Here is a 24,014-nt window from a genome sequence, read left to right on the forward strand (position 1 = left end):
GATCGGAAATGAAACAGAATGTTTATTCAAGAGATATCCTTCTGGTGCTGGCCGCCAGTTTTTTTTATATGGCCAGTCCTATGCTGGTAACGCCGCTGATTACCGGATTTACGGAAAGCATCGGTTCATCGGCTGCTCTGATGGGAATTGTGGGAGGAATGATGAATCTCTGTTCGCTGATCTGCCGTCCTCTGGCCGGAAATCTGGCAGATAAAATGAGTAAATACCGTGTATCTCTGATCGGTGCAGTACTGATGACGGCTGCGTGTGCAGGCTATATCATGGCTCCGAACGCTGCAGTGGTTGTTGTGTCAAGGATTGTCAACGGAGCAGGTTTTGCCTGCTGTTCGGTCTGTATGGCGACCTGGATGTCCAATATGCTTCCAAAAGATAAGATCGGTTCCGGTATGGGCTTCTACGGAACCATGAATGCCCTGGCAATGGCCGTGGCTCCGGCTATCGGTGTCAGCATTTATCAGATGTTCGGCTATCGGGTCTCCTTTTTTATTGCCCTGCTGTTTTCCGCGGCAATTATTATTGTAATCCAGTTTATCCGGGACAAAGGAGAACCGGAAAGTACATCGGAGAATATGAAAGAGAAATCCGGCAGTTCAGCAGAAGACGTATCCGGCATTTCAGATGACTGCGCGGATGTGTCTTCCATAAATAAAAAAGGAAAAAGATCAATTCAGCTGATTGATATAAAAGTTGTACCGATCGCATTGATTATTATGCTTTTCGCAATTCCATACTGTGCGACCCAGTCCTTTCTTGTTACCTATGCGCAAGTGCGGCATCTTAATATTACTGTAAGTATGTTTTTCCCCGTTTACGCGCTGGTGCTTATTGTACTGAGATTATCCTTAAGAAATCTTTTTGACAAACTGCCTTTCCGGACATTTCTGCTGTGCGGCTCAGTCAGCCTGCTGCTGGCCATTCTCTGTCTGGCCGGAATGAAAAATAACGGAATGATGTTTCTGGCATGCTTTTTCCTGGCCGGTGGATACGGAATCATGAGTTCCGTGTGTCAGTCCACAGCAATCCTGCTGGCCGGAAAGGAAAAAAGAGGACTGGCCAACAGCACATATTATATCGGCCTTGATCTGGGTATGGCTCTGGGACCCATGATCGGCGGCGCGCTGTACGGACAGCTGGATATCAGCCTGTTCTATCCGGCGCTGCTGGCGACGGTTCCGCTGACGGGTGTAGTGTATGCGGCTATGGGCCGCGGCCTTAGAAAAAACGCAGGCCGGCAATAAAACAGAATATAGAATGCAGAATAAAATTGAGTTAAAAATGTATTGATGGTATACTTATACAAGAGTTATTTTGTGAATATATGCGCTGATAAAACCGATATGGATCAGGAGGAACTTTTATGTCGTACGATGATATTCTTATGCTGAAAGAAACGCTGCAGATTATAGATCAGGGATGTTATGAGCACGAAGGGAAAGAAGTGAAGTTAAAGCTTTCAGATAGTGAGAGAAGTGAAGCCCAGGTGTATCTCCCTGACAGGGTTGCAGAGATCTGCGGCAGTAGGGACGCAGATCTGGCTGTGGAAAATGAATGTGTTTATGACTGCGCAAATATGGATTCTTATACATATGCCAGAAAAATATATGCAGAGCGAAAGAAAGAAGAGCGTGTAATCAAAACTGAGATTCTTGTCCTGAATTTCGCCAATCCTGTTAACCCGGGCGGCGGCGTACGGACCGGAGCAAGAGCGCAGGAGGAAGACCTGTGCAGAAAGAGTACGCTTCTTGTTTCCCTTGAGAGCGTGGCGGCGCAGGAGTATTACAGATATAACCGGTCGCTGCAGTCCTATATGGGATCTGACGCAATGATCCTTTCTCCGAAAGTGGAAATCATCCGTGATGAACAGGGGATGCTTCTTGCTGAACCGGTAATTGTTTCCGTTCTGACATGTGCGGCGCCGGTAAACAGTATGAGGGACAGGAACATTTCAGATGATGAATATGAAAAAATTGTATATCAGAGAATCCGGTATATGCTGAGGTTCGCAGCACATTCCGGTTACCGGGAACTGGTGCTGGGTGCCTGGGGATGCGGCGCATTCGGAAACGATGCCCGAATAGTATCAGATGCATTTGAACGGGAGCTGAAAAAAATGGAATACAATGGAAAATATCCTTTCCGAAAAGTCGGATTTGCTGTTCTGGACCGTTTGGCAGCCGGTTACAATTTCAGGGAATTTTACCGTAACTTCGGCCGGCAGTCGGACGCAGAGTAAGGTCAGACAGATTACGGCGGATATCCTGACCGTAATTCTGTCTTTTTATATATGGTTCCGGTTCAGACCGAACCGGGAGAGGAATACAGTAACGGGGAAATTTTAACAATTGGAAACATTCATCCAGGGGGAAGATGAAGACAGACTGTAGGCCGGCCAAATGGCCGGAGAAGAATTTCATGCGGCAATGAAGCGCAGCACCAACGGAGGCGGGGAAAATTCTCCGATGATCGAAGGAGAAGATGATTTTTACGAACTTTTTATGGCAAATATTGAATGAAAATAATCAGAATATAAAGAGGAATTTATGGCAAAAGATAACCGGAAACAAATCGAACAACTGGAAAAACAGACGCTGAAAACGTATTTCGGATATGATACATTCCGGCCGGGGCAGGAAGTTATTGTAGAACATATTCTGGCCGGGCGGGATGTACTTGCAGTTATGCCCACCGGGGCAGGAAAATCGTTGTGCTATCAGCTGCCTGCTCTGCTGCTGCCGGGAATTACCGTGGTGGTTTCTCCTCTGATTTCTCTGATGATGGATCAGGTAAAAGCGCTGAATGAGGCCGGCGTACATGCCGCCTATATTAACAGTTCTCTTACGGAATCACAGATTGCCAGGGCACTTGAACTGGCGAAGGCAGGACAGTATAAGATCATTTATGTTGCGCCGGAGCGGTTGGAAACATCCAGGTTTCTTGACTTTGCCTGTCATACCGAGCTTTCTATGATAACAGTAGATGAGGCACACTGCATTTCACAGTGGGGGCAGGACTTCCGTCCAAGTTATGTACGGATTCCGGATTTTATCAGACAGCTTCCGATGCGGCCGGTTCTCTCTGCTTTCACCGCCACAGCTACAGAGCGGGTAAGAGAGGATATCCTGCAGTCTCTGCAGATGGAGAACCCTTTTGAGACAGTAGCCGGATTTGACCGGGAGAATCTTTATTTTGAAGTGCAGAATACAAAGAACAAGAAAGAGCGCATTCGAAAATATGTGGAAGAACACCGGGGAGACAGCGGGATTATTTACTGTGCCACAAGAAAAGGCGTGGATGAGCTGTATCTGTATCTGGAAAGCGCCGGATTTCAGGTAGGAAGATACCACGCAGGTATGGGTGCGGAAGCAAGGAGGACAAGTCAGGAAGATTTTATTTATGACCGTATAAAAGTAATGATTGCCACCAATGCTTTTGGTATGGGAATTGACAAGTCAAACGTACGCTTTGTACTGCATTACAATATGCCTCAGAGCATGGAAAATTACTATCAGGAGGCCGGCCGGGCCGGACGTGACGGGGAAGCGGCAGAGTGTATTCTCTACTATTCTCCCCAGGACGCCGTAATCAACCGGTTCCTTCTGGAGAGCAAAGACAATTACCGGGAGTATACCGGGGAAGAACTGCGGATGATTCAGGCCCGGGATATGGAACGGCTGCGTAAAATGGAAGCCTACTGTACAACGACGAAATGTCTTCGCCACAGTATTCTGAACTATTTCGGGGAAGAGTCGGCAGAAAAATGCGGCAATTGCTCCAACTGTCTGGAAGAATTTGAAGAGATGGATGCTTCTCAGGCGGCGGCAGATGTGATCCGCTGCATCCGCACATCCGGACAGCGTTTCGGCATAAATCTGATTGCCGGCACTCTTCTGGGCGAAAATACGGCAAAGATACGGAATTACCGGATGGATCAGAACCCGGTTTACGGCAGACAAAGCAAACTGGGGCAGGTTCTGATCAAAGAAGTAATCCGCAGTATGCTGGAGCGTGGATATCTCCGGCAGACAGAGGACAAATACGCGCTGCTGAAACTGACAGAAAAGTCTGAGGAACTGGAAGAACAGAAAGAACCATTTCTCATTACATACAAAAAGGCAGAGGAAAAGCAAAGGCAGATCAGAAAGAAGCCGGCCCAGGCAGGAGATCTGACGGCAAAAGGAGCAGAACTGTTCGAAGAACTCAGAAAGCTGCGGACAGAGCTTGCCCGGGCGCGGTCTGTGCCGCCTTATGTGGTTGCGTCAGATAAGACGCTGCGGGATATGTGCCTCAGAATTCCTCTTACGGAAGAGGAAATGCTGGATGTACACGGAATGGGCGCAAAGAAACTGGAGCAGTACGGCGGAACTTTTCTGGAGAAGATTCGGTCGGTTACGCACGGGGACCGGAAGACCTGGGAGCCGGACAGCGGGAGCGGACAGTCGGAAGGCCCCTTTTCAATGGGAGAAGATAACCTTTCTGCTGCAGCTGCTTTTCTGGCCGCGGCAGAGGAGCAGCCTCTGACAGATAAAAAGAGAAAGGGGAAAAAGGCGGCTTTTCATCTCACAGAAGAAATGCTGGAACGGATTCAGTATGTTCCGGAGATAACGATCAGCGATTTTGTTGCGCAGATTAATGATTTGCGGGACGAAAAAGAGATGAAGCGGCTGACAATAAAAAGCCTTACCGAAATGCTCCTTGAAGCAGGATGCCTGGAACAGAAATATCAGAACGGATATACAAGAAAAATACTTACGGAAAAAGGACGGGAAGCGGGAATCCGGGCGGAAGAGCGGCTCAGTTCTAAAGGGAATCCATATGAAATATTTCTTTATACAGAAAAGGGTCAGCACTTTCTGACAGAACTGATAAAAGAAATGAAATAACTGCCTGAGAAAGCAGTGACCGGATTTAAACATGGGGGACAGAAGATGAAAGTATTAATAAAATATTTAAAGAACTGGAGAATGTATATTCCGTTTCTCTTTTTTTATCTTGAACTGGTATTTCATTTGTATATGAAGCTGGACATGTCCTATGCAGTGGTATTTCTGCTGCTTTCATTTGCGGGCGGAATGATCTGCGCGGGAATATTGTTTTTTCTTCCGGAAAAGCCGGCAAGAATAGCGGGAGTAATTCTTAGCGTCGGTTTATCTGTGCTGTTTGTTGCAGAGTGTGTCTGCAAAGATATTCTTCAGCAGTATTATCAGATATTCAGCGGAGCGGAAACGGCAGCGGGAAATCATCTGACAGACTACGCTTCAGCCGTTGTACAGTCTTTGTGGGATCATAAAATCGGGATTTTCTTCCTGCTGATTCTGCCTGTTCTTGTTCTTGCTTTTTTTATGAAAATACTGGATCCGGCAGGTCAAAAGAAAAAGAGAAAGAGCAATTCCAGAAGAGAGCAGAAATTAAAAAGAATGCGGAGGAAAGCGGCTGTTGCAAGAGGAATAGCTGCTCTTATTGTCGGGGCCGCAGTCCATCTGCTGGCTCTGGCTGTGATCTTCATCCTGCCCTGGAAGGGAGATTTTACGCCGGAGAAGCTATATCAGACAGACACCAATATTGACGATCAGGTGGAACAGCTGGGAGTTATTACAATGCTGCGCCTTGACATAAAGCATCGCATTTTCGGGGTGCCTGAAAACGCACTTCCGGAGATTGACGATACCGCCGCGCTTACTGTAGCGGGAGAAAAGCCAGAAGAAGAAAAGGAATATCCGTATAATGCACTGGATATTGATTTTGAAGCTCTGAAAGCTTCTGCTCCAAACAATGATTCTGCCTGGCTGGACGAATATTTTGAATCTGTTGTTCCTACACGGCAGAATAAATATACAGGAATGTTTGAGGGATATAATGTGATTTTTATTACCGCTGAAGGCTTCAGCGGATATATGATAGACCCGGAAATCACGCCTACCCTGTACAAACTGTCTCACGAAGGATTTGTATTCAATAATTTTTATTCAACCCTGCATTTTACAAGTACATCGGGAGGAGAGTTTCAGAACCTTACAGGGCTGTATCCGAAAGCCGGATTTCCGGTCAGTATGACGGAAACCGGCGTGCAGAAAACATATCTGCCCTTTACCCTGGCAAACCAGCTGAATGGGCTGGGATACACGTCAATCGGATTTCATTTCAATCAGAATATGTACGGGCGGGAGCTGTCCCACCCGAATCTGGGTTATGGCTGGCGGCAGTTTACCGAGTGTGAACACCCTCTGACTGGAGAAATCAATGATTATGGAAACGCGTACTGGCCCCAGTCTGATGACTATATGATTGAGCAGACATTCGATGACTATAAAGATCTTCAGCCTTTCCATGTCTATTATCTGACGATCAGCGGACATCTTCCTTACGGATTTGAGGACAGTCAGATGTCTGCCCGCAACAAAGAGCTGGTAGAAGATCTGCCCTATTCTGAAAAAACAAAGGCATATATAGCGGCAAATCTGGAACTGGAAAAAGGACTTACAAGGCTGGTGGAATATCTGGAAGAAGCCGGAATCGCAGATAAAACAGTTATTGCCATGGCGCCGGATCATATTCCCTATTCCGATCTGGATGTGCTGGAAGAGCTTGCCGGACACTCCTTCAATGCAGATTCGCTGGAAAATCTGGATGAAAAAACAGTTGATACAGACGTATACCGGAATACCTGGATTCTCTGGTCCGGATCTATGGAAGAGCCGATCGTGGTGGACAAACCCTGCAGTCAGGTAGATATTCTGCCTACGCTGTCAAACCTTCTGGGACTGAAGTATGACTCCAGAATGCTGTCAGGCACAGACGTGCTGTCCGAAGCAGATCCGATTGTAATCTTCTTTTCGAATTCCTGGCTTACCGAGAGGGGCATGTACAACAGGTATACAGGAGAATTCGAACCTGCTCAGGGTGTAGAGATGACAGAAGAGGAAGAAAAGGTATATGTAGAGAACGTAAAATATCTGGCAACCAACCGCCTGAAGCTGGCTCAGCTTATTATAGAAAATGATTACTACCGGCAGGCGGTGAAATAAAGTCCGGACACACAGGCTGTTTTAAGTGGACAGGATGAAATTATAGGATATTTTATTCGCATATAAAGCTATATTTTTAATTTATAGCCTTAAATATGAATAAAACTTGATTATTCATGAATTCTGCTATATACTTAGGATATAGGAGGGGAAAACATGAATCATTTTGATACCAGACATTCGTTTGTTGCAGTAATAGGTGATATAAAAGATTCCAGACATCTGGAAAACAGAAAAGAAGTCCAGACACATATGCAGACGATCCTGGAGCAGGTGAATGAAAAGTACGAAGAGTATATTGCATCCAGGTTTCTTATAACATTAGGGGATGAATTTCAGGGACTTTTGTATACCGGAGAAAATGTCCTGCACATAATCAGTGAAATCAGGATGCAGCTCTATCCGGTGCATCTGCGGTTTGGCATTGGATTCGGGCAGATTACTACAGATATCCGCGCAGAAATGGCGCTTGGCGCCGACGGGCCGGGCTACTACCGGGCAAGAGAAGCGATTGAACGCCTGAAAGAGCGGGAGAAGAAAAATCGTCCGGTTCCGGCAGAACTCTGTTTTAAAATGGGTGAACAAAACCGCAGAACAGAAATAATGCTGAATACTATATTTAACCTGATATATGTGATAGAGAAAAACTGGACGAAACGTCAGAGAGAAATTATCTGGGATATGCTTCTGTATGAAGACGGACAGCAGAATACAGCACGCAGGCTGAATATTTCCCAGCCTACTGTACAGAAGGCGCTTGCGGCAGGCGGATATTACACGTATGAAAATGCATTAAAAAATGCAGCGGAAATACTTGGAGAGATAAAGGATGAATAAATTATTTTTTACCATACTGCTGTGTGTACATGTGCTGGGTGATTTTTATTTTCAGACCCAGAAGATGGCGGATAAAAAGCAGAAACAGTTTCTGTGGACGGTTTTCCACAGTCTGATTTATGCGGCCGGTTCCTGGCTTCTGCTCTTTCTTTTCCTGCCCGGCCTGAAGATGAGATATATCCTGGCTTTTGCAGGCGCACATGCCGCGATAGACATAATAAAATATGCAGTATGCAGTTTATTGAAGACCAGATGCGGAATCAGGAATAGTATGTATGACAGACGCAATCTCTTCCTGATTGACCAGGCAGCGCATCTGCTCACGATACTGGGGATTGCATTCTGGATAGGCCAGAATAACATTACGGAATTGTACCGGGAAGAAGCAGAACTCTTTTTTCATACATTTGATGTTTCAGAAACGGTTTTTCTGAAATGGATACTTGTTCTGCTTCTGATCCACAAACCGGCAAATATACTTATAGCAAATATTCTCTCCGGATACAGACCGGAGAAAAAGGAAGTCTCTGATAAGAAACTTCCTGATGAAAACGGAACGGACAGAAATGCCGGCAGGATGATCGGTACACTGGAGCGGATTATAATGGTTATATTTATCGCGATCGGGCAATACGCGGCAGTGGGGCTGGTACTTACAGCAAAATCCATTGCACGGTATGACCGGATCGCGAAAGACCAGGTATTTGCAGAATATTATCTGCTCGGAACATTATTAAGCACAATCTGCGCAATAGCAGCGGCGCTGATTTTTCTGTAAAGCTGTACTGACAGGCCGGTCATTTAAGGAAAAATCTCACCATTTTCTCATGCATCTTCCGATAAGGCTGATACCGCATGGGAAGGTCAAGCCATGTCTTCTTATCCACAATACTCTTATAATGCGAAAAGGTATCAAATCCGGTTTTTCCGTGATAAGCGCCCATGCCGCTTTCACCAAATCCGCCGAAGCCCATTTCCGTAGTAGCCAGATGAATGATTGTGTCGTTGATACAGCCGCCGCCGAAACCGCAGCGGGAAGTAATTTCTTTTGCCGCCGCTTTGTCGGAAGTAAAAAAGTAATTGCTCCAGTTCCGGCGCACCCATCAGAACCGGAACGGGATAGAGGGGATTTGCCTCTTTATCCGCATAATGCGCCAGCTTGGGAATATCGGTTTCCTGAATCTCGGGAATGTGATCTCCAATGCCAAATCGCTTCTTCATATCTTTGACTGCCTGAATAAAACGGCCGGCGGCTTCCTCACAGGGCGTCTTTGCGTGTCCCGTAGGTTGTGGAATTGCCAATATAAGCCTCCACTGCGTGGGTCAGCGCGTCCATACCTGTTGTAGCGGTGATAAATGGCGGCAGACTTAAGGTGACCTTCGGATCCAGGACCGCATATCTGGGAATCAGCGGGAAATCGTTGATTGCGTACTTGTGGCGGGTCTGTGCATCAGTAATAACCGCCGCCAGCGTAGTTTCGCTGCCTGTGCCGGCAGTTGTGGGAACAGCCATCAGAAGCGGCAGCTTTTTATGTACCTTTAATATCCCTTTCATTTTTGCAAGAGACTGTCTGGGTTTTGCAATACGGGCCCCCACGGCTTTGGCACAGTCCATGCTGGATCCTCCGCCAAAACCAATGATGCAGTCGCATCCCGTATCCAGATAAAGTGCTCTGGCTTCAGCCACATTATCAGTAGTCGGATTGGCAACCGTTTTATCATAAATGCAATAGGGAATTCCGGCATTATCAAGGGCTTTTTCCAGGCGGCGGGTCAGCCCCAGTTTCCGGATGCCTGCGTCAGTAATAATCAGAACGCCGGTGCATTTTTTCTTCTGTATGATTTCCGGCAGCGCTTTTACACTGCCGACAATTTTCGGTTTCCGGTAAGGCAGGAACGGCAGCGCGATTTTTAATCCTGTCTGAAATGTCCTGCAGTACATTTTTTTAAGAGGGTTCATGATATCAGATCCTTTCCGGCGCCGGAGATTATGCGTCTTAATTTTTATTTTTTTCCTGAAAGAATATTAGCAGTTGGTTTTTGTTTGTCAATATAACGGAAAGGAGACTATAGAGAGGGGAAAATGGACTTTTCAGGTGTTCAGCGTCCGGTTCTGATGGTATTTTTCATCTGATAATCCGGCAGCTATCGGACAGGAACAAAGAGAATCATTTAAGAATATATTGACATTATATCTGGAATAGGGATAATGTTAGATAAATAATATACAGAAAGCAGGAGAGATAAAAATGAAAATAGCTGTAACTTATGATAATGGAAATGTATTTCAGCATTTTGGAAGAACCGAGTTTTTTAAAGTATATGAGGTTGAGGACAATAAAGTAATCTCCAGTGAAGTAATCGGATCCAATGGTGTGGGACATGGGGCCCTGGCAGGTCTTCTGTCTGAACAGTCGGTGGATGTGCTGATCTGCGGCGGCATCGGCGGCGGAGCGCAGGCAGCGCTTGCTGAAGCAGGGGTTGAACTGTGCGCCGGAGCGGAAGGCGATGCGGATCAGGCAGTGGAAGCTTATCTGAAAGGTGAACTGGTATCCACCGGAGCAAACTGTGATCATCACCATCACGAAGACGGACACAGCTGCGGTGATCATGAGGAAGGGCATTCCTGTGGATCCGGATGCGGAGAAAGCTGCGGCGGCGGATGCGGATCACAGCCGGCTCTGACAGGCCGCAATGTAGGAAAGACCTGTCGTACCCATTACAGAGGAACGTTTAACGACGGAACACAGTTTGATTCTTCTTATGACCGCGGTGAACCTCTGGAATTTGTCTGCGGCGCCGGACAGATGATCCGTGGATTTGACGCTGCGGTAGCTGATATGGAAGTGGGCCAGACTGTGGACGTTCATCTGATGCCGGAAGAGGCCTATGGCATGCCGGATCCGAACGCTGTTTTTACTGTTGAGATTGCACAGCTTCCGGGAGCAGAAGAACTTGAGGCAGGCCAGCAGGTTTATCTGACAAATCAGTTCGGACAGCCATTCCCGGTAAAAGTAACGGCCAAAGATGAAACAACGATTACATTTGACGCCAACCATGAGATGGCAGGAAAGGAACTGAATTTCCGGATTGAGCTGGTTGAAGTAAAATAATAAAGAATTTCAGGCTTTTGCAGAGCAGGAAGTGATCCGGTTGCGTACCGGGTTTCTTCCTGTTTTTCATTGGATAGAAATCCAAAAAATGAGGGACTGAAAAATGGAATCTGTTTCATTTTTCAGTCCCTTTTGCAAACTCTGTAAATCAATCGTTCTCTGCAAAATTGAGATAAAATTTCTTTAAGAATTGTTTTTTATCTGAGCGGCAGGAACAATAATAGGTGACATGTGCGTCTTTGTCCAGTATTGGTATGACCACGCGGTTTTCTTCACGCTCTGGCTGAAGCGGTGTGGCAGGCATTATTTCCCTGAAAAAATATTGACTTATGTACGAAATCGGATATAATAATAAATGTACGAAATCGGATATGCATATAAGAAGGAGATGAAAATTTGCACTATTTAGAAACGGGACAATATACCTATTTAGCAGGAGAAATCAACGCCCTATACCATGAAGCGGCTGTAAAAACGGGAATTTCGGATAGCGTTCAGAATATTTTATATGTACTCTGTGAGAAGGATGGCAGATGTCTGCAAAGTGAAATAAGCAAACTTACAGGTATCAGCCGCCAGACAATTAACTCCGCCATCCGCAGATTGGAAAAAGAGGATATTGTATATCTGGAACAGGGAAAAGGCAGAAACACAATTCTCTGCCTGACTGAAAAAGGAAAGAAGTTTTCATCGGAAAAAATAATGCCTCTGCATGAGATTGAAAACAAAATCTGGAATGAATGGACAGAGGCGGAACAGCAGCAATATCTGACGCTTACGAAAAAATATCGTGACGGTTTAAAAAAATATATGGAAGCCATGTTGTAAAAGCAGAAACCGAAATCTTTTGAAGGGAGGTGGCTTGATGTCGGCAGCAGCACAATAAGGGGATTATCATATTTGATATTGTCCCCTGTTTGAAAAACTATTTTGAAAATGAGAGGACAATTTAATATGGAAAAGACACAAAAATGGAAATTTCAGTTTATGTTTGTTGCATTGGGACAGGCAGTTTCAATGCTGGGAAGTCACGGCGTTCAGTTTGCTCTTATCTGGTGGCTTGCCGAGAAAACATCTTCGCCGTTAATGTTGGGAATATCAGGGTTTGCTGCCTATCTTCCAATGACCTTATTCAGTCCGCTGGCAGGAATTGCGGCTGACCGTTATAACAGGAAATTTATCTCTGTTTTTTCGGATATGGGAATGGGATCGGCTGCGCTTATTTATGCAGTATTATTATACTTTTTTGATCTGCCCGTGTGGACAGTATTTGTTATGCTGTGTGTCCGGGGAATCGGAAGTACGTTCCAGCAGCCGGCAATACAGTCAATTATCCCGCAGCTTGTACCCAAAAATCAGTTAGTAAAAACCAATGGGTGGATGCAGCTTCTGAATTCAGGTTCTTTTTTGCTGGGCCCGGTAATCGGCGCGTCTTTATATGCGATTTTCCCGATGCCAATCGTTCTGATGAGTGATGTGGCAGGAGCAATTTTAGCAAGTATTGCGTTAGCAGTCGTTAAAATCCCAGAACTTGAAAAAACGGAACAGGAAGAACAGCATTTTATAGCAGAAATAAAAGAGGGACTGCAGGTATTCAAAGAAGATAAAAAACTCTTTTATATCGTGATCGCAGAGGCACTCTGCATGTTCTTTTATGCGCCATTATCCTCCCTTTATCCGCTGATGACAAGCGATTATTTTAAGTTATCGGCAATGTATGGCAGTGCTGTAGAGTTATCTTTTGCAATCGGCATGATGGTATCCTCACTTTTATTTTCCAGTGTTCTGAAGATAAACCGGAAAATCAGAGTTTCTTTTATGGGTCTGTTTGGAATGGGAGTTATATCGCTGCTCTGCGGCATCATACCGCCTGTTTACGCCGGCTGGTTTTTCTTTGCAGGAAGTTGTATCTGTTTGGGGGCTTCCGGAAATGTCCATACAATTCCGCTGACCGCGTATATGCAGGAAACCATATCCCCGGACAAGATGGGACGGGCATTTTCGGTTCTAACGCTGATTTCCTCTGTTACAATGCCAATCGGTTTACTTTTCAGCAGTCCAATAGCAGAAAGAGTAGGGGTAAATGTCTGGTTCTTTATTTCTGGTCTGTGTATGATTGCGCTTACTACCGGCGTTTCAATACGATATGCGGCAGAATGCAGGAGAGAAAAAGATGATTTGGGAATTTCAGATGTCAGATACTGAGTAAGTAATAAAGCTATGGCTTTTCGGAAATGAGAATGGGATTGCCTGTGGGCTGTGCGATAGATGCATGGTCTGCGGGCCTTATTTTTGCCTGTAATACTCCCTTAAAACGCTATATAAATCTCTGTATTCTGAAGAAGGTTATCCTTCAGACAGGTGGGGAATTCGGTTCTTTTTTATAATATTTTTAAATATAAGATTTACAATTTTCGAGAACGGCAAAAATATGTTTTGTTATATCGTGAATATTTGAATTTATTGCCGGATATGTGCTATACTCTATAAAGTAGTACAAGTATTGATTTGATTTACAATGGAGGCAGTATGGGATATCTTTCAGTAAATGAAACAGCGAAAAAATGGCATATATCGGAGCGCAGCGTGAGAAATTATTGCGCTCAAGGACGTGTAAATGGAGCAGTTCTTACCGGAAAGGCATGGAACATTCCCGAAGATGCTGAAAAACCGGAGCGCTCGAACAAGAGAAAAGCAAAGATGACTTTACTGGACATTTTACAGGAGCAGAAATCAAGTAACTATCCAGGGGGGATTTATCATAAAACGCAGATTGATTTAACCTATTACTCAAATCATATAGAAGGCAGCCGTCTGACCCACGATCAGACAAGATACATTTTTGAAACCAATACAATTGGCGTGGAAAATGAGGTGCTCAATGTAGATGACGTAATTGAAACGGCAAATCATTTCCGCTGCATTGATATGATCATAGATCATGCAAAATCTGCTTTGACAGAGAAGTTTATTAAAGAGCTTCATTTGACTTTGAAAAGCGGAACCAGCGATTCAAGAAAAGAATGGTTTGCGGTGGGGAATTATAAGAAACTGCCAAATGAGGTTGGCGGTATGAATACCGCTCTTCCCGAAGAAGTTGCTGACAGGATGAAAGAATTGCTGACAGAATATAATGCCAGGAAAGAAAAGACTTTTGAGGATATTCTGGATTTTCATGTGAAATTTGAAAGAATTCACCCGTTCCAGGACGGCAACGGACGTGTGGGCAGATTGATTATGTTTAAAGAGTGCCTGAAATACAATATTGTTCCGTTTATCATCGAAGATAATCTGAAGCTGTTCTATTATCGAGGATTGAAAGAATGGGACAACGAAAAAGGATATCTGACAGATACATGCCTGACGGCACAGGACAGATATAAGGCGTATCTGGATTATTTCAGGATTGAGTATTAAGATTGTTTTCAAATTACGCAAAGAGAAATAGTAAACTGGCAATTAGAAAATATTGATACAAAGTGACAGCAGACTATTCATAAATATAATTTGTAAAAGTATTGATCCGGGAGAGCTGCTTGTAAATCTGGAACTGATGAAAGCAGGATATCCGCCGACTGATATTAAATTTACAGATCGGGTTGCTTATTACAATGCTTTTGATGAATATCATGTAAATCATAATCTGAATGCAATGGAAAAGTTGTTTGCCGGGTACGTGAATACAAGGTTGGACAGCTATCTGGCAATGTTGGAAGAATGAAGATTATAGTATTGAAATAAAATAAGGATGTTTTACTTGACAAGCTAATATGCTAAAATAGGACGGTAGTAACACACCCTCATTCTTACTACGTTTTTACTACTTTTGACGGCCTCAATATGCCACATTTTGCCCCGTTTTGCTTATTCTGTGATTGCTTTAACAATCTCAGCGGCAACTACATACCTGGCAAATCGCGGCAAAACAGGCCAAACTAACGCAAATCAGGAGGACTTTAAAATATGATACGAGTGCTTTTCGTGTGCCACGGCAATATCTACTTGTATGATGCATAGTTTGATAAATGAGTGCAAATTGGTGCAAATGAAAACCTTGTTATTGTAGGATTACTACGGTTTTACTACTAATGAGGAAAGAAAAGGGGATGGAGTATGACCACTCCTTTTTTTCATGGAAAAAAATACCGATGTGATATAAAATTTTTATAAGAAGAGAGCCTTGTTAGATAACGAATAAATTAAGATCAAATTAATGGAGGTAAAAATATGGCGAAATATACAGATGACGAAATCAGAAATATGCCCAAAATTACATTAAAAATTGCCGGTGATTATCTTGGGATTTCTCCAATGGCCGTAGGAATTGGAATGAGGAATAACCTGTTGCCAATTGGATTTGCAGTGCATAATGAAGAACGTGATCGCAGTCAGTGGAGTGAGAGTTGGTCCTATCACATTGTTCCGGAGCGAATGATAGCCTATAAGTATGGAAGAATATCTGAAATTCAGGTTCATAATATCGAAAAGAATTTATGCACTATTATTGAGCAGTTTGAAGAAATGAAAAAAGATTTGCTTTTTCTATTAAGCGAAAACGCAGAATAGAAGAACTGGAATTGTACGAATATGCGTTTTCGCTAAACAAATATGCAGATACAGAGAAAAGGTTTGAAAGAAAAGGGGACTACTGATATGACGAAAAAGACAATAACATTATCTCGCCAACAGTTGTATGATGAAATATGGCAAGTGTCTGTTGCAGGCGTAGCCAGAAAATATAATTTGAATTACCCAAAGCTGATTGCAAAGTGTAAAGAAGTAAATATACCGTTTATAGTGATTGTGGGAGGTGATATGATGGATGAATTAGAACGGAATTTTTTAGATGAAGTCATAAATATGCGTTTAGAAATTGCTTATAAAAGAAAGCTGAAAACACGATCTCATGAGGTGGCAAAAAAGGAGATTACCAGAGATGGTGTGGTATAAAAAAAGTTGACAGCTTATTCTCAAGGATTTCATAATAAAACCAAGAGAATAAGGAGGTATTCAAAGTGGCACGTAAATATGACCATGAATACAAAGTACAGGCAGTGAAACTTGCCAAAGAAATCGGCGGCGCTAAGGCTGCTAAAGAATTAGGAATCCCTGAAGGAACCATCCATACATGGCTGAAAGCTGTAAGAGCTGGTAAGCTGGATGTTGGGGAAGGTTCCCATACCCCTGCCAGTGCAATGAGCCTGTCAGAAGAAATTACCATGCTGCGTAAGCGGGTGAAGGAGCAGGATAAAGAAATCCGCCGCCTGAAGGGAGAAAATGAATTTCTGGAGGAAGCCAGCGCTTTTTTCGCCGCCAGCCGTCGGAAGTCAGCAAAAACCAGAGAATGATCTTTCTCGCTTTGAAAACAGAGGACGGCAGGATTACCGGAAAAATTTCATTTTATTGCCGGATGCTTGGTATCAGCCGGCAGGGCTTCTATAAATATCTCGCAAACAAAGACCGTCCGTGGAAGTACCAGGATCTGGCGGATGCCATGAAAGAAATCATCCGTGAGGATGAATGTAACGATACTTATGGACGGATCCGGATGTATCAGGCGCTGTTGCTGAAGCAGCCGGAGGGCGTACATATACCCAGTGAACGGACCGTATACCGGGTTATGGATCAGATCGGCCTGAGCCATCGGCCAAAGAGAAAGCCGAATGGACTTACAAAGGCAGACCGGGAAGCCATGAAATCGGATGATCTGTTGAAGCGGGATTTCCATTCAGATGCCCCATTAGAAAAATGTATTACAGATGTCACGGAGATCCCGGCGCGCAATGGGAAACTGTATGTATCTGCGATTTTCGACTGCTTTGATCTTAGCGTCCTCGGTCTGTCAATGGGGACAAACATGAAAGCAGATCTGTGTATCCAAACACTGGAAAATGCCCTGACTGCATATCCCGCATTGGAAGGAGCGATCATCCACAGTGACCGTGGGACACAGTATACCAGTGAGTCTTACCGCCAGACCATCCGGGAGCACCACATCCACCAAAGCATGAACAGTGCAGGAGGACGCTGCCATGATAATGCACGCTGTGAGAGTATGTGGGCCAGAATGAAGACAGAGCTCCTTTATGACCGCTATGACACAAGGCAGATGACGGTAGAGGAATTAAAGGCGCTCATTTGGAGATACTTCCTCAGCTACTGGAATAACCGGAGGATCTGCTCTGCCAATGGCGGGCTTCCTCCCATGATAAAACGCAGACAGTATTATGAGGATTTGGAACTGGTAGCATAGTCAGTGATATCCTTGAAATAAATGTGTCAACTAATCTTGACAATATCATTATTATAAAAGTGGATTTTTAGATGGGGTCGCATTGATTATGGAACTACAAAAAATTGATAAGAGCATTTTTAGAAATAATAATTAAAAATATTTTAGCATGGTGAGGGATTTTTTAATTATAAAACTGACTGTTTTATAATTATTAATTGATGAATAGAACAAAATGAAGAACAAATATTTGAAATGATAAAAAAATATGTTTATAGAACTGTAATTTTTAAGAATATGATATAATAAAAAAGAAAAATAAAAAACAAAGGAGAAAAAATTATGTCATCATATCAAACAGCTTTGACAATAAATACAGTAATAAAAAATATAGATGCAAAGACTTATTTGCTTCCGTCAATTCAGCGGGAATTTGTGTGGAGTACTAAACAGATTGAGAGGCTGTTTGATAGTATTATGATGGATTATCCCATTAATTCATTCTTGTTTTGGAAAGTACCTAAAAACAAAGTAAATGAATTTCAATTTTACGAATTTCTTAGGAACTTTCATCAGAAAGATGGACGGCATAATCCCAAAGCGGATACAAATGGTTCTGATGATGTTATTGCCATTTTAGATGGTCAACAGAGAATGACATCACTTTATATCGGTTTAAAAGGAACTTATGCTTATAAGCTTTCTTATAAAAGATGGGATAACCCACAGGCATATCCAAAACGTAAATTATATTTGAATTTGCTTTCAGAAAATGAAGAAGCGGATTCTACATATAAGTTTTTATTTATGACTGAAGCAGAAGTAATGGAGGCAAATAGTGCTGTAGATAAGGACGGTCAGGCGATTGATTTTTGGTTTCCTGTTGGGGAAATACTTAATTTTAAACAGGAATATGAGGTGAACACTTATTTAATAAAAAACAAATTAACAAGCCATTCGAATCCGAATAAAGCAATGTTTGCAAACGAGGCATTGTTTAAGCTGTTTACGGCTATTCATCGCAAAGAGACGATTAGCTATTATTTGGAAGAAAGTACTGAATTGGATAAAGTTCTTAATATTTTCATTCGTGTAAATAGTGGTGGCACACCATTGAGTTATTCAGATCTTTTACTATCTTTTGCTATTGCACAGTGGCAGGATAAGGATGCAAGAGAATCTATTAACGAAATCGTTGATGAGTTGAATCAGATAGGCAGAGGGTTTAATCTTACGAAGGATATGGTTTTGAAAACATGTCTTGTTTTAGGGGATTTTCCTGATATTGCTTACAAAGTAGATAATTTTAATTCTACAAATATGCTTGTTGTCGAACAAAAATGGGATGATATCACATCTTCTTTGCGTTTGGCTGTCGAATTGATTGCATCCTTCGGGTTTAGCCGTGAAAATATTCAGTCAAATAGTGCTTTAATACCAATTGCATATTACATACAGACAATTGGTAATGTGTCAAATTTTGTGGATTCAGCTGTATATGAAGAAGACCGTCAGAAGATAAAGAAATGGTTTATAGCATCTCAGCTTCTTCACGCTTTTAGTTCTGCTCCAGATGGATTGCTGAAACCGCTTCGTGACATAATTTTAAAGAATCCAGGTGGTTTTCCGTTTCAACAGATTGTTGATAAGTTCAAGGGAACTAACCGTGATATTTCATTTTCAGATGATAGTATAAATAATTTGCTTTATACAAAATGTGGTAGCAGTGATATTTTACTTGTAATGTCTGTTCTATATCCGTGGGCAGACTTAAAAAATCATTTTCATATTGACCACATTTTCCCGAAAAGCTTATTTACTAAGAAACGTCTAAAAAAATTGGGAGTCTCTGAGGATAAAATTGATTTTTATATGGACAATGTGAATTATATAGGGAATCTTCAGTTACTTGAAGAACTGCCAAATAAAGAGAAGAGTAATGTTGAGTTTGAAGTGTGGTTGAGCCGTAATTATGCTGATGCAGACAAACTGAAAGCTTATAAAGAAAAACATTATATACCTGATGTAGGAGTAGAATTTACGAACTTTGAAGAGTTTTTCTTGGAAAGAGAGAAGTTATTAATCGATGCATTGAAGGAGGCATTAATTTAAATTATTATTAGACTATGGCAAAATAAGAACAGGATTATGTTTTGGAATTTTTGGGCATAGGTCTGTTTTCTATTTATAGGAGAAAAGAGATTTGATAGAGATAAATCCATATGCGATAATGCAAAAATTTATGGTTGCGGAAATTACAAGGGCTCTTATAAGGAGATAAATTATGAAGAAAAAAGAGAAAAAGGATAGATTTGGAAAATTAGAGTGGTTTATTGTTGGAAGTATATTGACTGTAGTTGGATTTCTTGTAATACCGTCACTTATTCAAAAGTATGGAAATAAAGCGTATAAGAAATCGTTGAATATAGACGATATTGATTTCGATGAAATGGAACCAGAGATTGTTCCATTCGACAATGAAACAAAGGAGAATAAATAATGGCAGGAATAGATGCTGAAAAAATTGCTCAAGAAGCAATAAATGCAATAGCGGATAAAATCAAGAATCTTAACACTTTAAATATTATTGTTGCGGGTAAAACTGGTGTTGGTAAGAGTACACTTATCAATTCGGTTTTTAAAGAGAAATTTGCTGATACCGGAATGGGAAAACCCGTTACGACGCACATGCGCAAGATCAGCAAGAAAGGCGTACCTCTTTCCATTTATGACACTAGAGGATTCGAACTTGGAAAGGAAGTTCAGGCTGAAGTAAAACAGGAAGTTATGGATACTATCAGTAAAGGACTGGCCACTCAAGATATAAATAAGGCTATTCATTGCATTTGGTACTGTATCAATACTGCATCGAATAGAATCGAGCCGGAAGAGATTGAATGGATTAGAGAACTTTCGATGGATAATCAGATTACACAAGTTCCAATCATTGTTGTGCTTACTCAGTCTTTCTCTAAGAAAAAAGCACAGGAAATGAGACAGATTCTGTTAAATGAAAATCTGGATATTATCCAGGTCATCCCTGTGCTCGCAGAAGATTATGAAATTGAGGACTTAGGAGTTGCCAAGGCATATGGATTGGATATCTTAATCAAGGTAATGGGAGAGGCTCTTCCAGAAGAATTGATGGATACACTTCAACATGTTCAGATTGCATGTTTAGAAGAAAAAAAGCGCTATGCACGGGCAGCGGTAGCAACTGCAGCAGTTGCAGCGGCAGGTGAAGGAGCTGCGCCTATTCCGTTCTCTGACTGTGCTCTGCTGATTCCTACCCAGGTGGGTATGATAGCTTCAATTACAGTAATATTTGGATTTGATGTGAATAAGAGCATCATCACTGCACTATTATCATCATCTATTGGTGCGGGTAGTGCCACCCTGCTTGGAAAGACTGTTGTTACCAATCTACTGAAGTTTATTCCAGGAGCAGGAACGGTTGTTGGTGGTGCAATTTCGGCAGGAACAGCGGGAGTGATTACGGCAGCACTTGGCGAGGCATACATAGGAATAATGGAATTAGTATTCAATGGTGAAATGAGCATTGATGATCTTGATACCAAAAAGGGTAAACAAACGATGTCAATTTTGTTTAAAGAACAACTGAAGATGAAAAAGTAAATGGAAATAGAATAGGAACAAAATTATGTTTTGAATTTCCGAGCATAGACCTGTTTTCCTATTTACAGGAGGAAAAATGTGATAGAGATAAATCCAGATGTGGTAATGCAGAAATTTATAGTGTCTGCTATGGAATTGGATAAATATAAGGCTATAATGGATTCTGTCCGTAAGATCAATGTTGCTAAAGATTATGGCTTCCAGAAAACATTTAATGGACTTTACCGTGTCCGTAATGATGAACAGTGGAGAAAAAAATATTATTCCCTATTTCAAAAAATGAAATCCGGGAATGCAACTTTTAAAGAAATAATAGAAATAATGTATGAATGTACTGGTAGAGTGGAGGCGTCTTTTTCGAGTAAGATGTTGGCAACTTTAAATCCAGAAAAGCCAATCTGGGATCAATATGTTTTGAGTAATTTGGGGTTGAAAAAACCTTCTTCTACCAAAAATGAAAAAAGATTACTTGATTCGATAAAAACATATTCTGAAATAGAAACCCAGTACATAGATTTCATGCAAACGGATAGGGCAAAATTTTGTATTGAAAAATTTAATGCCGTTTTGCCGGATTATGTCTGGATTTCAGATGTAAAGAAGATAGATTTCTATTTATGGAAAAATCGATAGAAAAGTAATGAGCGTAGATATATTTGGATGAACATAGAATAATATGCTACTAAGTATTGATTGTTATGAACGGATATATCGGTTCAGTGACGTACTTTCTGTCCTCTCGTGCCATGTGAAGACGATAGTATTGATGTCAAAGGTGCAGAACTGAATACTGAAAAGGACTGAAAACAGGACGTTTCTGAGAGATTAAAGCATTATTTCGGTTCTTTGATATTCTCGTTTAGAAATTCGAGTGATAAATAAAATAAAGATGTGAGTTGATAGAATAAAAAATTGATAAGGTTAAGGTGATAAACTGATTTTGCATGAAGTTGAGTTGACAGAATGTTTTATTTTGTAGCAAGGATGAATAGGCTTATGAATAATTTAGGGAACTTGGAAAAAATAAAAGATTTATGAAAGGGATGACCTCATGAAGCTTTAGACTTTACTTCTTGTAATTATCATAAAACTGAATATCGAAAATGGATTTAAGAAAATTTCCGAGGTTTAGAAATGGACTACATACGTATATGGTAAATAATTCGTCCTTCTAAAAAAATATGCCAGCCGAAAGGCTGGCACTGAGTTTTTTACCTTGATTTCGTTTTTCGACAACGGTCTGGCAGTTCTTCAGACCATGGCATTAAAGTTTTTAACACCTCTGTTGGAACATTGTTCCGTGGATACTTCACAAGTTCTGTCAACAGATAACAAAAGTATTCGTATGGCTTCAGGCTGTTTGCCTTGGCACTTTCAGCAATGCTGTATAAAAGAGCACTCGCTTTGGCACCTTTGGTAGAATTGCAGATTGTCGGGCTAAACGGACATCTGTGCCATATTCGGCGGACAGTCTGAGACATAATTAGCGGACAAGTACGTACACATTAACCGGACAATAGATCTTCAGATATAATAAGCGCATCTCCTTAAAATGGAGAAATATTATATCTGGAGGTCCTACTATGGATTACAAAAAAGTACTAAGGCTTCACTTTGTGAACCATCTCAGCTGCCGTGAAATCGCCGAAAGCTGCGGCGACTGCAGCAAAACAACTGTCAACGAGTTTCTGAAGCGTTTCAGAGAGAATCCGGAGCTTTCATACCCTTTACCGGCAGATGTCACGAATGAATACATCGGAAATATGCTTTATAAAAAGCCTGGTGTATCGGCAGATCAGCTCCTCTACCGGGATTTTAACAAGGAAGCTGTCTACAAGGCTCTGGCCCGCAAAGGAGAGACCCTGAAGCATCTGTGGCAGAAATACAATGCCATAGGTGTGGTAGATGGGAGGAAGCCAATGAGCTATCGCCAGTACTGCAGGCGTTACAGCGAATGGGCTGATTCCAAACAGCTGACTTTCCACATCCAGCGTTATCCCGGTGTCAATCTCGAACTGGACTATGCGGGGAAGCAGCTTTATCTGCATAACCGCCGGAACCCGGATGAGACCACAAAGGTCACGATCTTTATCGCTGCCCTCACCTATAGTGATTACTTTTACGCTGAAGGAATGACCGAATGCGATATCCGGAACTGGATCCGGGTCAATAATAATGCTCTGTCCTATTTTGGCGGCGTGACACCGACGATCACCCCGGATAATTGCAAAGTAGCAGTTGCCCGGAACAAGGACTGGATCAGCCCTGTACTGAATAAAGATTTCCAGGCATGGGCAGAACACAATAATACAGTTTTAACCCCTGCCAAAGTGAAATCGCCCCGCTGGAAACCAGTCGTGGAAGGCCACGTAAAGATCATTACCATGCACATCCTGGTGGACATGGAGGATATGATCTTTTATTCCCTGGATGATTTAAACCGCGTCCTGATGGAAAAGGTGGATGCTGAGAACCGGAAGTCCTTTGAAGGGCTCACTTATTCCCGGTACGACCTCTTTATAACAGAAGAAAAGGAGACCCTTCTGCCTCTTCCCCCCAGCCGCTTCGAATACCTTGAACGAAAGACTGTTAAAGTAGCACAAGATTTCTCCTTCACCTTCGACAAGGTCCATTATAGCATGCCACGGAAATATCTGCGACAGGAACTTGAGATCCGGGCAGGGGAAAAAGAAATCTATGTCTATAACAAACACGGCGACTTTATCCGGACGCATAAGCGGAGCTACACACCGAAAGACTGGGTGATCATCCCCTCGGATATGCCCGCTGAATACAAAGACTATGGCTATTGGACGGTGCCTTATTTCCAGCAGAAAGCATCAGCTATCGGTCCCAGCACCCGTGCTTTGATCGATGCAGTCATTCAGAAATACGCTTATCCGGTGCAGTCATTCCGAAGCTGCTTTGGTATTCTGCGGTATGCGGAGAAGTACTCGCCGGAAGCCCTGGAACGCTGCTGTAAAGACGCTGTTTTAGCTGGGAGATGCAACTATTCCTATATCTGTAACACAACTCGAACACAGGTGGTGGAGGCTCTCATAATAACCTCCAGCCCTATATTGTCTGCTATATGTGGAAGCGGACAGCATAACTATATATTTTCTCGATGTAAATAACGGTGAATTAGTACCA

21 protein-coding genes and 2 pseudogenes are annotated in these 24,014 nt (G+C 42.4%); 20 read left to right on the forward strand and 3 right to left on the reverse strand.

What is annotated here, in order from left to right; translation table 11 throughout:
- Nucleotides 1-8 precede the first annotated feature (8 nt).
- The 6 genes from AC0QUU_RS09220 (at nt 9) to AC0QUU_RS09245 (ending at nt 8,658) form a co-directional block, all read left to right on the forward strand.
- Complete coding sequence (locus AC0QUU_RS09220; RefSeq protein ID WP_474542281.1) at nt 9-1,259, forward strand: MFS transporter; 1,251 nt, start codon at nt 9-11, stop codon at nt 1,257-1,259.
- 119 nt (nt 1,260-1,378) lie between these two features.
- Complete coding sequence (locus AC0QUU_RS09225) at nt 1,379-2,254, forward strand: TIGR02452 family protein (protein ID WP_474542283.1); 876 nt, start codon at nt 1,379-1,381, stop codon at nt 2,252-2,254.
- A 307-nt stretch (nt 2,255-2,561) separates the two neighbouring features.
- Nucleotides 2,562-4,901, forward strand: a complete 2,340-nt coding sequence (recQ, locus tag AC0QUU_RS09230) for a DNA helicase RecQ (RefSeq protein WP_474542285.1) — start codon at nt 2,562-2,564, stop codon at nt 4,899-4,901.
- Nucleotides 4,902-4,946: 45 nt separating this feature from the next.
- Nucleotides 4,947-7,043: an LTA synthase family protein gene (locus AC0QUU_RS09235; protein WP_474542287.1), complete on the forward strand. Its 2,097-nt coding sequence runs from the start codon at nt 4,947-4,949 to the stop codon at nt 7,041-7,043.
- Nucleotides 7,044-7,199: 156 nt separating this feature from the next.
- A complete protein-coding gene (locus AC0QUU_RS09240; RefSeq protein ID WP_474542289.1) occupies nt 7,200-7,880 on the forward strand; it encodes a SatD family protein in 681 nt (226 codons plus the stop codon).
- Complete coding sequence (locus AC0QUU_RS09245; protein ID WP_474542291.1) at nt 7,873-8,658, forward strand: DUF3307 domain-containing protein; 786 nt, start codon at nt 7,873-7,875, stop codon at nt 8,656-8,658. The genes AC0QUU_RS09240 and AC0QUU_RS09245 overlap by 8 nt, the downstream gene beginning before the upstream one ends.
- 19 nt (nt 8,659-8,677) lie before the next feature.
- Here AC0QUU_RS09245 and AC0QUU_RS09250 read toward each other — a convergent pair.
- Nucleotides 8,678-8,959 (reverse strand): annotated as a pseudogene (locus AC0QUU_RS09250) (aldehyde dehydrogenase family protein); the annotation flags it as partial.
- 179 nt (nt 8,960-9,138) lie between these two features.
- Nucleotides 9,139-9,822 (reverse strand): iron-containing alcohol dehydrogenase, encoded by a 684-nt coding sequence (locus AC0QUU_RS09255; protein ID WP_474542293.1) that lies wholly within the window; start codon nt 9,820-9,822, stop codon nt 9,139-9,141.
- A gap of 307 nt (nt 9,823-10,129) precedes the next feature.
- Between AC0QUU_RS09255 and AC0QUU_RS09260 the strand changes: the two genes are divergently transcribed.
- The 13 genes from AC0QUU_RS09260 (at nt 10,130) to AC0QUU_RS09320 (ending at nt 21,494) form a co-directional block, all read left to right on the forward strand.
- A complete protein-coding gene (locus AC0QUU_RS09260) occupies nt 10,130-10,993 on the forward strand; it encodes an FKBP-type peptidyl-prolyl cis-trans isomerase (protein ID WP_474542294.1) in 864 nt (287 codons plus the stop codon).
- Between the two features lie 396 nt (nt 10,994-11,389).
- A complete protein-coding gene (locus AC0QUU_RS09265) occupies nt 11,390-11,821 on the forward strand; it encodes a MarR family winged helix-turn-helix transcriptional regulator (protein WP_474542295.1) in 432 nt (143 codons plus the stop codon).
- Between the two features lie 126 nt (nt 11,822-11,947).
- Nucleotides 11,948-13,198, forward strand: a complete 1,251-nt coding sequence (locus AC0QUU_RS09270; RefSeq protein WP_474542296.1) for an MFS transporter — start codon at nt 11,948-11,950, stop codon at nt 13,196-13,198.
- 324 nt (nt 13,199-13,522) lie between these two features.
- Entirely contained in the window at nt 13,523-14,410 is an 888-nt protein-coding gene (locus AC0QUU_RS09275) for a Fic family protein (protein ID WP_474542297.1), read from the forward strand.
- Nucleotides 14,411-14,546: 136 nt separating this feature from the next.
- Nucleotides 14,547-14,714, forward strand: a complete 168-nt coding sequence (locus AC0QUU_RS09280; protein WP_474542298.1) for a hypothetical protein — start codon at nt 14,547-14,549, stop codon at nt 14,712-14,714.
- Between the two features lie 506 nt (nt 14,715-15,220).
- Nucleotides 15,221-15,559 carry a hypothetical protein gene (locus AC0QUU_RS09285; RefSeq protein ID WP_474542299.1) on the forward strand — a complete coding sequence of 113 codons (339 nt, stop codon included), beginning with the start codon at nt 15,221-15,223 and terminating at the stop codon, nt 15,557-15,559.
- An 87-nt stretch (nt 15,560-15,646) separates the two neighbouring features.
- Complete coding sequence (locus tag AC0QUU_RS09290) at nt 15,647-15,943, forward strand: hypothetical protein (protein WP_474542301.1); 297 nt, start codon at nt 15,647-15,649, stop codon at nt 15,941-15,943.
- A 65-nt stretch (nt 15,944-16,008) separates the two neighbouring features.
- Nucleotides 16,009-16,341, forward strand: a complete 333-nt coding sequence (locus AC0QUU_RS09295; protein ID WP_474542302.1) for a transposase — start codon at nt 16,009-16,011, stop codon at nt 16,339-16,341.
- The gene (locus AC0QUU_RS09300) at nt 16,338-17,246 is read left to right on the forward strand and encodes an IS3 family transposase (protein WP_474542304.1); all 909 of its coding nucleotides are present in this window, start codon (nt 16,338-16,340) and stop codon (nt 17,244-17,246) included. Before AC0QUU_RS09295 ends, AC0QUU_RS09300 begins: the two co-directional genes overlap by 4 nt.
- A gap of 321 nt (nt 17,247-17,567) precedes the next feature.
- On the forward strand, nt 17,568-19,337 hold the full coding sequence (locus AC0QUU_RS09305) for a DUF262 domain-containing protein (RefSeq protein ID WP_474542306.1): 1,770 nt from the start codon (nt 17,568-17,570) through the stop codon (nt 19,335-19,337).
- A gap of 172 nt (nt 19,338-19,509) precedes the next feature.
- Nucleotides 19,510-19,725 (forward strand): hypothetical protein, encoded by a 216-nt coding sequence (locus tag AC0QUU_RS09310; RefSeq protein ID WP_474542307.1) that lies wholly within the window; start codon nt 19,510-19,512, stop codon nt 19,723-19,725.
- Entirely contained in the window at nt 19,725-20,861 is a 1,137-nt protein-coding gene (locus AC0QUU_RS09315) for a YcjF family protein (protein ID WP_474542308.1), read from the forward strand. The genes AC0QUU_RS09310 and AC0QUU_RS09315 overlap by 1 nt, the downstream gene beginning before the upstream one ends.
- Before the next feature lie 78 nt (nt 20,862-20,939).
- Nucleotides 20,940-21,494: a hypothetical protein gene (locus AC0QUU_RS09320; RefSeq protein WP_474542309.1), complete on the forward strand. Its 555-nt coding sequence runs from the start codon at nt 20,940-20,942 to the stop codon at nt 21,492-21,494.
- A gap of 578 nt (nt 21,495-22,072) precedes the next feature.
- Here AC0QUU_RS09320 and AC0QUU_RS09325 read toward each other — a convergent pair.
- Nucleotides 22,073-22,282 (reverse strand): annotated as a pseudogene (locus AC0QUU_RS09325) (transposase domain-containing protein); the annotation flags it as partial.
- A 162-nt stretch (nt 22,283-22,444) separates the two neighbouring features.
- Here AC0QUU_RS09325 and AC0QUU_RS09330 point away from each other — a divergent pair.
- Entirely contained in the window at nt 22,445-23,998 is a 1,554-nt protein-coding gene (locus tag AC0QUU_RS09330) for a Mu transposase domain-containing protein (protein ID WP_474542311.1), read from the forward strand.
- Nucleotides 23,999-24,014: the final 16 nt, after the last annotated feature.

The sequence above is a fragment of the Mediterraneibacter sp. HA8405 genome, assembly GCF_056148955.1.

Coding starts and splice junctions, on each gene's coding strand:
- AC0QUU_RS09220 (WP_474542281.1), top strand. CDS start 9: ATGAAACAGAATGTTTATTCAAGAGATATCCTTCTGGTGCTGGCCGCC.
- AC0QUU_RS09225 (WP_474542283.1), top strand. CDS start 1,379: ATGTCGTACGATGATATTCTTATGCTGAAAGAAACGCTGCAGATTATA.
- recQ (WP_474542285.1), top strand. CDS start 2,562: ATGGCAAAAGATAACCGGAAACAAATCGAACAACTGGAAAAACAGACG.
- AC0QUU_RS09235 (WP_474542287.1), top strand. CDS start 4,947: ATGAAAGTATTAATAAAATATTTAAAGAACTGGAGAATGTATATTCCG.
- AC0QUU_RS09240 (WP_474542289.1), top strand. CDS start 7,200: ATGAATCATTTTGATACCAGACATTCGTTTGTTGCAGTAATAGGTGAT.
- AC0QUU_RS09245 (WP_474542291.1), top strand. CDS start 7,873: ATGAATAAATTATTTTTTACCATACTGCTGTGTGTACATGTGCTGGGT.
- AC0QUU_RS09255 (WP_474542293.1), bottom strand. CDS start 9,822: ATGTACTGCAGGACATTTCAGACAGGATTAAAAATCGCGCTGCCGTTC.
- AC0QUU_RS09260 (WP_474542294.1), top strand. CDS start 10,130: ATGAAAATAGCTGTAACTTATGATAATGGAAATGTATTTCAGCATTTT.
- AC0QUU_RS09270 (WP_474542296.1), top strand. CDS start 11,948: ATGGAAAAGACACAAAAATGGAAATTTCAGTTTATGTTTGTTGCATTG.
- AC0QUU_RS09275 (WP_474542297.1), top strand. CDS start 13,523: ATGGGATATCTTTCAGTAAATGAAACAGCGAAAAAATGGCATATATCG.
- AC0QUU_RS09280 (WP_474542298.1), top strand. CDS start 14,547: ATGAAAGCAGGATATCCGCCGACTGATATTAAATTTACAGATCGGGTT.
- AC0QUU_RS09285 (WP_474542299.1), top strand. CDS start 15,221: ATGGCGAAATATACAGATGACGAAATCAGAAATATGCCCAAAATTACA.
- AC0QUU_RS09290 (WP_474542301.1), top strand. CDS start 15,647: ATGACGAAAAAGACAATAACATTATCTCGCCAACAGTTGTATGATGAA.
- AC0QUU_RS09300 (WP_474542304.1), top strand. CDS start 16,338: ATGATCTTTCTCGCTTTGAAAACAGAGGACGGCAGGATTACCGGAAAA.
- AC0QUU_RS09305 (WP_474542306.1), top strand. CDS start 17,568: ATGTCATCATATCAAACAGCTTTGACAATAAATACAGTAATAAAAAAT.
- AC0QUU_RS09310 (WP_474542307.1), top strand. CDS start 19,510: ATGAAGAAAAAAGAGAAAAAGGATAGATTTGGAAAATTAGAGTGGTTT.
- AC0QUU_RS09315 (WP_474542308.1), top strand. CDS start 19,725: ATGGCAGGAATAGATGCTGAAAAAATTGCTCAAGAAGCAATAAATGCA.
- AC0QUU_RS09330 (WP_474542311.1), top strand. CDS start 22,445: ATGGATTACAAAAAAGTACTAAGGCTTCACTTTGTGAACCATCTCAGC.